This window comes from Devosia sp. (genome assembly GCF_036676215.1).
Classification (GTDB): Bacteria; Pseudomonadota; Alphaproteobacteria; order Rhizobiales; family Devosiaceae; genus Devosia.
In genome coordinates, this window is sequence record NZ_JAKFDJ010000187.1 from 1 (window position 1) to 9,688 (window position 9,688).

The 9,688-nt window shown below is 64.1% G+C and carries 9 protein-coding genes, 1 tRNA gene and 3 pseudogenes; 10 read left to right on the forward strand and 3 right to left on the reverse strand.

The window, feature by feature from the left end; all coding sequences use genetic code 11:
- From V6M52_RS15255 to V6M52_RS15265, 3 genes are all read right to left on the reverse strand, one after another.
- The coding region (locus V6M52_RS15255; protein ID WP_332701631.1) for an ABC transporter ATP-binding protein at positions 1-596 on the reverse strand (596 nt) is incomplete at its 3' end.
- Positions 593-1,531 (reverse strand): HlyD family secretion protein, encoded by a 939-nt coding sequence (locus V6M52_RS15260; protein WP_332701632.1) that lies wholly within the window; start codon positions 1,529-1,531, stop codon positions 593-595. The genes V6M52_RS15255 and V6M52_RS15260, both read right to left, overlap by 4 nt.
- Positions 1,528-2,178, reverse strand: a complete 651-nt coding sequence (locus V6M52_RS15265; protein WP_332701633.1) for a TetR/AcrR family transcriptional regulator — start codon at positions 2,176-2,178, stop codon at positions 1,528-1,530. Before V6M52_RS15265 ends, V6M52_RS15260 begins: the two co-directional genes overlap by 4 nt.
- 901 nt (positions 2,179-3,079) lie before the next feature.
- Here V6M52_RS15265 and V6M52_RS15270 point away from each other — a divergent pair.
- From V6M52_RS15270 to V6M52_RS15315, 10 genes and pseudogenes are all read left to right on the forward strand, one after another.
- Positions 3,080-3,514 carry a DUF2948 family protein gene (locus V6M52_RS15270; protein ID WP_332686642.1) on the forward strand — a complete coding sequence of 145 codons (435 nt, stop codon included), beginning with the start codon at positions 3,080-3,082 and terminating at the stop codon, positions 3,512-3,514.
- 9 nt (positions 3,515-3,523) lie between these two features.
- The gene (gene hisD, locus V6M52_RS15275) at positions 3,524-4,816 is read left to right on the forward strand and encodes a histidinol dehydrogenase (protein ID WP_332701634.1); all 1,293 of its coding nucleotides are present in this window, start codon (positions 3,524-3,526) and stop codon (positions 4,814-4,816) included.
- Between the two features lie 8 nt (positions 4,817-4,824).
- Positions 4,825-5,298: pseudogene (locus tag V6M52_RS15280) on the forward strand (UPF0262 family protein); the annotation flags it as partial.
- Between the two features lie 69 nt (positions 5,299-5,367).
- Positions 5,368-5,784, forward strand: a pseudogene (locus tag V6M52_RS15285) (arsenate reductase/protein-tyrosine-phosphatase family protein); the annotation flags it as partial.
- Between the two features lie 74 nt (positions 5,785-5,858).
- Entirely contained in the window at positions 5,859-6,077 is a 219-nt protein-coding gene (gene infA / locus V6M52_RS15290) for a translation initiation factor IF-1 (protein WP_035082742.1), read from the forward strand.
- Between the two features lie 111 nt (positions 6,078-6,188).
- Positions 6,189-6,827: a Maf-like protein gene (locus V6M52_RS15295; protein ID WP_332689264.1), complete on the forward strand. Its 639-nt coding sequence runs from the start codon at positions 6,189-6,191 to the stop codon at positions 6,825-6,827.
- On the forward strand, positions 6,827-7,027 hold the full coding sequence (yacG, locus tag V6M52_RS15300) for a DNA gyrase inhibitor YacG (RefSeq protein WP_332689267.1): 201 nt from the start codon (positions 6,827-6,829) through the stop codon (positions 7,025-7,027). The genes V6M52_RS15295 and yacG overlap by 1 nt, the downstream gene beginning before the upstream one ends.
- Before the next feature lie 195 nt (positions 7,028-7,222).
- Positions 7,223-7,298 (forward strand) — tRNA-Phe (locus V6M52_RS15305).
- A gap of 143 nt (positions 7,299-7,441) precedes the next feature.
- Positions 7,442-9,283, forward strand: coding sequence for a putative bifunctional diguanylate cyclase/phosphodiesterase (locus V6M52_RS15310; RefSeq protein WP_332689270.1), 1,842 nt, complete (start codon positions 7,442-7,444; stop codon positions 9,281-9,283).
- A gap of 180 nt (positions 9,284-9,463) precedes the next feature.
- Positions 9,464-9,688: pseudogene (locus V6M52_RS15315) on the forward strand (tripartite tricarboxylate transporter substrate binding protein); the annotation flags it as partial.

Here is a 9,688-nt window from a genome sequence, read left to right on the forward strand (position 1 = left end):
ACCGCCTCGTCCATATAGTGGGTCGAAACCAGCACCGTGACGCCGGCCTTGCTCAGCCGCCTGATCTCATCCCAGAAATCCCGCCGCGCCTTGGGGTCGACGCCCGCTGTTGGTTCGTCGAGCAGCAGCAGCTGCGGGTCGTGAATCAGGCAGGCCGCCAGCGCCAGCCGCTGTTTCCAGCCACCCGAAAGCGTCCCGGCCATCTGTCCCGCCCGGTCAGCCAGGCCGAGGTCGCTCAGCGCCGCCGTCACCCGGTTCTTGCGGTCTTTGACGCCATACATCCGCGCCACGAAATCGAGGTTCTCGCGAATGGAGAGGTCCTCGTAGAGGCTGAACCTTTGCGTCATGTAGCCGACCTGGGTCTTGATCGCCTGGGCTTGCTTGCGCACGTCGAACCCCAGGCATGTGCCTTCGCCGGCATCGGGCAGCAGCAGTCCGCACAGCATGCGGATGGTCGTTGTCTTGCCCGAGCCGTTCGGCCCCAGAAACCCGTAGATGGCGCCGCGCGGCACGGCGATATCGAAGTGGTCCACCACCAGCTTGTCGCCAAAGCTCTTGGTCAGCCCCCGCACATCGATGGCCTTCTGCCCGTTCATGGCTTCACCGTCACCGGTTGCCCCGGCCGAAGTATGCCGGGCGCATCGAGTTCGGCCTCCACCAGATAGACCAGTCGCCCCCGTTCCTCCCGCGAATAGATCACCGGCGGCGTCGTCTGCGGCTCGGCAGCGAGATAGGTGATCCGCGCCGTCATCGCCGTGCAGCCATCGCAGCCGACGGACACCGTCGCGCCCACCGCGAGCCCCGCCCGCTCCGTCTCGGGCACGAAGAACCGCGCCTTGAGCACCCCCTCCGGCAGAATCGACACCACCGGCGTCCCTACCGCCGCCATCTCGCCTGTGGAGTAGAACAGTCGATCGACCACACCGGCTATTGGCGCCAATGTCTGCCGATCCTTGAGATCGAGCGCCGCCCGGTCGGCATCAGCCTCCGCCGCCGTCAGGTTTGCTTCCGCCGCCACTTGCTGTGCATTGCGCGCCGGCAGCTCCGCCACGCCCACCTGCGCCGTTAACTGCTCGACCTGCGCCTGCGCCGAGGCCAGCGCGGCCCGGTCCTGCTCCACGCGCACCGCCGGCACGGCTCCCGCCGCCAGCAGCTTCTCGCTGCGGGCAAAATTGGCTTCCGCCAGCGCCAGGTCCGACTGCGCCTTGCCCAGCGACGCGCGGATCACGTCGATCTCCTGCGAGCGGCTGCCGGTCACCAGATTTTCCAGCGTTGCCCGCGCCGACGCCACCCGCGCCTCGGCCGCCGCCAGCAATGCCTGCTGTTGTGCATCGTCGAGCGCAAACAGCACATCGCCCACCGCGATGGTCTGTCCTTCGGCAACGTCAATCCCGGCAATCCGTCCAGGGCTCACCGGCGCGACATAGACATAGTCGGCTTCGAGATATCCCGGAAAACCAATATCCTCCGCCGCCCCGCCCGGCAGAATGGACAGAAACGCAGCGAAGATGCCCGCAAAGAACTCGTTCATGGCCTCGCCTCCGCTGGCGCGGCGCTGATGCCGTGAAAAAGAATATCGAGATGGTTGGCGACCAGCCGGTCGAGCGACAGCCCTTCGCCCTCCGGCTTGACGCCGAAAATCTCACCCAAGGCGACATGAGCGATCAACGGCCCGACAATGGACCGCACCGTGAGTTCGGGATCGACCGGGCGCAGCGTACCGTTTTCCACGCCGCGCCGGATCAGGCCGGTCAGCGCCGGTATGACCTTGTCGAGCACTTCGTGGCGATAGAACGTCGCGATGGCGGGAAAGCTCATCACCTCGCGCAGGATAAGCTTGGGCACGGCAATCTTTTCGGGCTGCGCCAATTGCTCGATCAGTATCATCATCAGCATGGTGATCGGCATGCGTGGATCGCCATCGAACTTTTCGAGGTCGGGCAGGGCCCGCAGCGCGATCGGCGCCACCGCCCGCCGCACGATCCCCTCGATCAGCGCCTCCTTGGACGAGAAATAGAGATAGACCGTTCCCTTGGAGACGCCAGCGCGCTTGGCCACGTCCTCCACCCGAGCGGCCGCGAAACCCTTCTCCACAAACACCGCCAGTGCCGCATCAAGCACCTCATCCGGCCGCGCCTCGGCCCGTCGGCGGAATTTCTTGGATGTATCGCTCATCATGCAGCTCCAGTCCTGTGCTATTAATAACTGACTGGTCAGTCAGTTGCAAGCGCAGGATTTGAGCTGGAGGGGGTCGCGACGAACAGCAGGCGATAGCGAGCGTGTCGACCGCCAAATCCCGCGCCACCCACAGATCGTCACCCTCGGGCTTGACCCAAGGGCTCTTTACTCACCTCGCCCCTCAGGGGAGAGGTCGGCGCGCAGCGCCGGGTGAGGGGTGCGATGCTGCCGCATCGGTAATGTCCCAGCATCGCACCCCTCACCCACCGGACGGCACTTTCCCATTGGCGGATCCTGGTGGACCATGCCGCGGAATTGTCAGTCGTCTCCCTCCCCCTTGTGGGCTTCGAGCCGGCCGAAGGTAAAAGCGCTCCGGTGGAGCGATTTTAGGCGAGAAGGATCTAGGGTGGGGGTGTCGGGACCTCCACAAGCCCGGTGTTTGGTGGACCCTCGACACCCCCACCCCTCCCCACAAGGGGGAGGGGCTAAAGCCTCCACTATCGTTCGCCGATCGGGCCTAATTCCCCACTTATCCCCGCCCCTCCGACCCCGCCTATATTTCCCCCATTGCTGCGCGGAGACGGCGTGCACGGCCAATGGCGCAGCGACAGTCGGGGGGTAGAGGGTCGTGCCTCTGCTCGGGCAAGCGGAAGTGTCGGGCGAGGCCCGGCCAGAGTCCGCGCGCCATAAATCCCGGCGCCCCGAGGCGGTTGTCGTCTCATTTTAATTTACCAGAGGCGAAAGCCGCCTCGGGGTCCGTCTCTCTATCGACAACCGCGACCCAGGCGGCGCTTCCGCACGTCCTTTTCTGCGTGGCCGCATTGCCCCCATGCCGCCAAACTTGTAGATCGGGGTTGGGTTGACCAGATACGGTCATTCCATTGCCAAGGGCCGACCAGCTATGACCGACCTGAAACTTCTCGCGCTTGATACCGAAGACCTCGAAGTTATCTCCACCCATGTGCAGGACGCCGTCGTGCGCGTCGCCGACATGGGCTATGCGCGCGGCGACCGCCGCTTTGCGCTGCTGATGAACCGCTTCGATTGGGAATCCGGCAAGGGCCGCCGCGACAAGGGTGTCCGCAAGCGGGCAGCCCTCCACTTCGACTCTGTCCAATCCGTCGTCACCAACGGCTTCGATCCCGCCGCGCCAGAGGGTGTGCTCGAACTGCTGGCGGTCACCTTCATGCCCATCGATGGGCCTGCCGGCATTGTCGAGCTCAGCTTTTCGGGCGGCGGCACCGTGCGCCTTGGCGTCGAATGTCTCGAAGCCCGCCTTTCCGATCTCGGCGCCACCTGGGCAGCCTCCACCAAGCCCGCCCACGCCCTCGACTAAGGACATCTGATGCCTATTCGCCTCGATAGCGCCGACGCCGATTTCGAGCAGCGCTTCCAGGACCTGCTCGCCGGGAAACGGGAGTCCAGTCAGGACGTCAACGACACCGTCGCCCGCATCATCGCCGATGTCCGCACCCGTGGCGACGCGGCCGTGGTCGAACTGACCAACAAATTCGATCGCACTCATTTCACCGCCGCGGACCTGCGCGTCAGCGAAGCCGAGATCGACCAGGCCGCCGCCCGCGTTTCCCCGGAGGTCCGCGCCGCCCTCCAGACCGCGCATGATCGCATTCGTGCCCACCACGAAAAACAGATGCCGGTCGATCACATCTATACCGACGCGCTCGGCGTTACCCTCGGCACGCGCTGGACCGCCATCGATGCCGTCGGCATCTACGTACCGGGCGGGCTCGCCTGGTATCCCTCAACGGTATTGATGGGCGCAGTGCCTGCCAAGCTGGCCGGAGTAGAGCGCATCGCCTTGGTCGTTCCCACCCCGGGCGGCCAGATCAACGCCACCATCTTGCTGGCCGCAAAGCTAGCCGGCGTCACCGAGATCTATCGCATCGGCGGCGCGCAGGCCGTCGCAGCTTTGGCCTATGGCACCGAAACTGTCGGCCGCGTCGACAAGATTATCGGTCCGGGCAACGCCTATGTCGCAGCCGCCAAGCGCCAGGTCTTCGGTCAGGTGGGCATCGATACCATCGCCGGTCCGTCCGAGGTTCTGGTCATCGCCGACGGTTCGGCCAACCCCGCCTGGATCGCCGCCGACCTCATCGCCCAGGCCGAACATGGCGGCGGGGCCCAGTCCATCCTCGTCACGTCAGAGATTCGGATTGCCGACGCTGTGGCAGCCGAGGTCGATCGCCAGCTCTCTCTGCTGCCGAAAGAAGCCATCGCCCGCGAAGGCTGGGACGAATTCGGCGCCATCATCACTGTCGCCTCCATGGCCGAGGCCGCTGCGCTCGCCAACCGCATCGCTTCCGAGCATGTCGAACTGGCCATCGACGATCCGCAGTCGCTTCTAGCCTCCATCCGCCATGCCGGCGCGATCTTCCTCGGTCACCACACGCCCGAGGCCATTGGCGACTATGTTGGCGGTTCCAACCACGTGCTGCCCACCGCCCGCTCGGCCCGCTTTGCCTCGGGCCTCGGGGTCCTCGATTTCATGAAACGCACCTCCATCCTGGGTTGCGACCCGTCCTCGCTCGCTGCGCTCAGCGAGGCGGCGGTAACCCTGGCCGAAGTCGAAGCGCTCGACGGCCATGGGCGGTCGATTTCCATCCGGCTCAACCGGTGAGCATTTCGATGGGGACAGAGACCCGGGCAGAAGATACCGATCGCCTGGTCACCGTCACGCTCGACCCCAATACCATCACCTCGATCAATCCCGACGAGGTGCATGAATGGCGCATCGCCATTTATGACCTGCTCGAAGACAACAGCTTCCGCCCGGCGCGCGTCGCCGCCAGGGGACCGTTCGCGCTCCACATGTCCATCGTCGGCAATTCCATCGTACTCGACGTGCGCCATCCAGAGACTTTCCAGCCCATCGCGGCGCACTATCTGTCGTTGACTCCGTTCCGCCGCCTCATCCGCGACTATTTCCGCATCCGCGACGCCTATTACGAGGCCATCCGCTCGGCCCAGCCCTTCCAGATCGAAACCGTCGACATGGCTCGCCGCGGCATGCACAACGAGGCCGCCGAGCTGCTGCGTACCCGGCTCGAAAACAAGCTGATCATCGATCTCAACACCGCCCGGCGCCTGTTCACGCTGATCTGCGCCGTACAGCCCTATGCCAGCCGCATCGACGAGAGCAAAAGCGAGCTGCCCACCGTACTCTTCGTCTGCTCGATGAATTCGGTGCGCTCGCCAATCGCCGCAGCCCTGGCGCGCCAGGCCTTTCCCGGCCGCATCATCGCCCGCTCGGTCGGCGTCAATGGCGGCAAGGCCGACCAGTTCGTGCATGAGGTGATGGAAGAGATCGGCATTGATATGAGCGTGCATACGCCCCATATCCTGGACGAGCTCGTTGCCAACCGCTTCGATCTGGTCATCACCCTTTCCGACGACGCCCTGGAAGCCGTGGCCCGCAAGGGCCTGGAAGCCGGTGCCGTTGAATCCTGGCAGGTGTCCGATCCGTCCCTGGTGGAAGGCAGCCGCGAGGTCATTCTGGGCGCTTATCGCGCGTTGCGCGACAGCCTCAGGAAGCGGGTGCGCGAGCGCCTTGAGCCGCTGGTTTCCGGTGGTTCACAAATCCATTGAATTGAAGTAGGTTCCGGCCAATTTCCGACCCCCGGCCGGCAAATCAATGCCCCATGGGTCCTTCAGGAGACAGTATGGCGAAGGAAGAAGTGCTCGAATTTCCGGGCGTGGTGACAGAATTGCTTCCCAATGCGACGTTCCGCGTCAAGTTGGAAAACGAGCACGAGATTATTGCTCACACCGCCGGCCGTATGCGCAAGAATCGCATCCGCGTCCTGGCCGGCGACAAGGTCCTGTGCGAAATGACGCCATATGACCTGACCAAGGGCCGCATCACCTACCGCTTCAAGTAGGTTTGGCGCGACCGCCCGCAGGGCGGACAAAACGATCCAGTGGATCGTTTTGAGCGACGAACGCCCGAGCCATGCGAAGGGCCGTCTGTTTAAACGGAGCTCGATCTCACAATGGCCTCAAGGCCCGATCTGATTCTGGCCTCCGCCTCCCCGCGCCGGCTCGCTTTGCTCAACCAGATCGGCATCGAGCCCGAGCATCTGGTGCCGGCCCATGTCGATGAGACGCCCGAAAAGGGCGAACTGCCGCGCAAGCTGGCGATCCGTCTGGCCGACCTCAAGGCGCTGACCGCCCAGCATAAGGCCCGCTCTGCCGGCTTCGGTAGCGGGGCGCTGGTGCTGGCGGCCGACACGGTGGTTGCAGTGGGCCGCCGCATCCTGCCCAAGGCCGAGACCATGGAGGAGGCGTCCGAATGCCTCCGCCTGCTCTCCGGCCGCGCCCATCGCGTCTATACCGCGCTGACCGTGCTGACGCCTTCCGGCGCCAAGCGCCAGCGTCTGGTCGAGACCCGCATCCGCTTCAAGCGCCTCTCCACCCGCGAGATGGAAGCCTATCTGGCCAGCGCCGAATGGCGCGACAAGGCCGGCGGCTACGCCATCCAGGGCATTGCCGGCGCCTTCGTGGTCAAGCTCTCGGGCTCCTATACCGGCGTCGTCGGCCTGCCGCTGATGGAAACCGCCCAGCTTCTTGCCGGCGAGGGCTATCCGGTCCACTTCAACTGGCTCAACCAGTCCACCTTGTCAGGCGTCTGATGGTCGCCGAGCGGAAATGCCCGATCTGCGGCAAGCCCAGCGTCGAGGCATTCAAGCCCTTCTGCTCCAAGCGCTGCGCCGATGTCGACCTCAACCGCTGGCTGACCGGCAGCTACGTCATCCCCGCCCGCGACGATGAGCCGGAAACCGGTGACGGCGACGATGTTATCCCCGACTACGACGAAGACGATAATATCTAGCCCTTACCTCTCCCTCTGGGGGAGAGGTCGGCGCGTAGCGCCGGGTGAGGGGGCCTTGTCTTGTGTTGTGTGTTACCGTCCTGCCGCCTCCCGTGGCAAACTCCTTTTCCACATGCCCTTTTCCCGCTTGCACGGGCAAAACCCATCACCTATAAGGCCCGTGGCTTGTCGCCGGGCGGACCTTTCCGCCCCATTGCCCGGGTAGCTCAGTTGGTAGAGCAGCGGATTGAAAATCCGCGTGTCACTGGTTCGATTCCGGTCCCGGGCACCACAATTTCCATGCATTCGTTCTTTCTGCCAGGCCATAGCCTTTGGCTTAACGAGTGGTTGCTGCGACGCCAGCAATTCCAGCTATCTTCGGAACACCCGCTTCATCGGCTCGGGCTATGCTGGGCCCGGGTGTGAGGTGGGTTGATGGTCACGGATAGCGCTCTGCTATTGCAGCTCCAGACGGAAGTCCTGGAAGCGGTTGCCTGCGGCGAACCGCTGGTGGTGGTCGCCGATCTGCTGTGCCGGCGGGCTCAGGCGCTGGCGCCTGATGCGATCTGCTCGATTCTTACGGTCGATGCAGAAGGCATCCTGCATCCGCTGGCGGCGCCGAGCCTGCCCTTGAGCTACTCCAGCGCCCTGGAAGGCCTGGCCATCGGTCCCCGCATCGGCTCCTGCGGCACGGCAGCGTTTCTCAATGAAGCGATCATGGTCACCGATATTGCAACCGATCCACTCTGGGATGATTTCCGCGGTCTCACTGAACCGCTCGGCCTGCGCGCCTGCTGGTCCAGTCCCATTTGCGACCATGACGGCCGCGTCGTCGCGACCTTTGCCTTTTACTATCGCAGCTGTCGGGGGCCCGACGCGATGGAGCGCAGCATCGTGCAGACATGTGTGCATCTTTGCACCATCGCCATAGCGCACGACCAGGCCAACCAGCGCAATCATCACCTGGCCTATTTCGACGCCCTCACCGGCCTGCCCAATCGTGGCCATTTCAACGAGTTGCTGAGCCGCGCTATCCACATGGACGAGCCGTTCGGCCTGCTATTGGTCGATATCGATCATCTCAAGCTGGTCAACGATACCGTCGGGCATGTATTCGGCGACATGCTGATCCGCACCGTGGCGAAACGCATCGCCGGCTGCCACCCCGCGTTGACCGCCTGCCGCCTGGGCGGTGACGAATTTGCCGTGCTGGTCGCCGATTGCCATTCCGATGCCGCGCTCAAGGATGCGGCGACCGATATGCTGGTAGCGGCGCGCGGACTGATCCAAGAGGGTGAGCAGACCATCGATCCCCATATCACCATCGGCGGCGCCCTCTTCGGTCCTGACGGTGTCGATGAGGCGTCGCTGAGCCAGAACGCCGATTTCGCCCTCTATCACGCCAAGGAAACCCGTCGCGGCGGTTATGTGCGCTTCGTACCCGGCCTGCGCACCTCGATGCTGGAGCGCGCCAATATGGTGCGCAATGTCGATCAGGCGATAAGCGAGGGGCGCATCATCCCGCACTATCAGCCGATCGTGCGGCTCGATACGGCCGAAATCGTGGGGGTCGAGGCCCTGGCACGGATGCGTCGCACGGATGGCCGCATCGCCTCGGCCGGCGAGTTCCACGCCGCCTTGGCCGATCCGCGCATCGCCTGGCAGTTAACCGGCCAGATGCTGACCCAGGTCGCCGCCGACATCCGCCACTGGCTCGATCTGGGCATTCCTTTCCAGCATGTCGGCATCAATGTCACCACGGGCGATTTCCAGCGCGGCGATCTGGAGTCGCGCATTGTTGATACCTTCGATCGCGCTGGCGTGCCGCTCAAGCACATTATCCTCGAGGTCAATGAATCGGTCTATATGGGCGGTGGCGACCAGATGGTGCCCAAGGCTGTCGGCGCCCTGCGCCAGCGCGGCCTGCTCGTCGCCCTCGACGATTTCGGTACCGGCTTTGCCTCACTCACCCATCTGCTCAGCTTTCCGGTCGATATCATCAAGATCGACCGCTCCTTCGTTGCCCGGCTGGGCACCGACAGGGCCAGCGACGTCATAGTCGGCTCCCTCATCGATATCGCGCGCAAGCTGGACATGCGCCTGGTGGCCGAAGGCATCGAGACCACCGCCCAGGCCAGCATGCTGTCGGAGCTGGGTTGCACCATGGGGCAGGGCTACCTGTTCTCCCGGGCAGGCTCTTTCGAGGACACCACGCAGCTGCTCTCCATGTTTGCGCAGAACACGGACGACCGTGTCATGGAGCGCTACTCCGCTTGAGACATGGCGCCCGGACACCGTTGCAATTGTTGCCCCACTGGCGCAATCTGATGGCGAAATATCCAACTGAACCAAAGTCGCATGGCGCACGCGCCCTGCTGACAGGACGGTGACAGGGACGTGCCCTATTCTCCCTGCTCACGAACGCAAAGACGTTCCGGATATGACATGGGAGGACTTATGAACAAGCTGCTTTTGGCCGCGCTGATTTCTGGCGCTATGGCTGTTCCCGCTTTCGCCGCTGACTACACCATCATGGCCCCTGCTGCCCCCGGCGGCGGCTGGGACCAGACCGCACGCTCCATGCAGGAGGCCCTGCAGGCCGAAGGCATTTCCGGCAATGTGCAGGTCACCAACGTTCCCGGCGCCGGTGGCACCATCGGCCTCGCCCAGTTCGTCAATCAG

Excerpts from the sequence above, each read along its gene's own strand:
- yacG (WP_332689267.1), top strand. The coding sequence starts at position 6,827 with ATGGTCGCCGAGCGGAAATGCCCGATCTGCGGCAAGCCCAGCGTCGAG.
- hisD (WP_332701634.1), top strand. The coding sequence starts at position 3,524 with ATGCCTATTCGCCTCGATAGCGCCGACGCCGATTTCGAGCAGCGCTTC.
- V6M52_RS15265 (WP_332701633.1), bottom strand. The coding sequence starts at position 2,178 with ATGATGAGCGATACATCCAAGAAATTCCGCCGACGGGCCGAGGCGCGG.
- infA (WP_035082742.1), top strand. The coding sequence starts at position 5,859 with ATGGCGAAGGAAGAAGTGCTCGAATTTCCGGGCGTGGTGACAGAATTG.
- V6M52_RS15310 (WP_332689270.1), top strand. The coding sequence starts at position 7,442 with ATGGTCACGGATAGCGCTCTGCTATTGCAGCTCCAGACGGAAGTCCTG.
- V6M52_RS15295 (WP_332689264.1), top strand. The coding sequence starts at position 6,189 with ATGGCCTCAAGGCCCGATCTGATTCTGGCCTCCGCCTCCCCGCGCCGG.
- V6M52_RS15260 (WP_332701632.1), bottom strand. The coding sequence starts at position 1,531 with ATGAACGAGTTCTTTGCGGGCATCTTCGCTGCGTTTCTGTCCATTCTG.
- V6M52_RS15270 (WP_332686642.1), top strand. The coding sequence starts at position 3,080 with ATGACCGACCTGAAACTTCTCGCGCTTGATACCGAAGACCTCGAAGTT.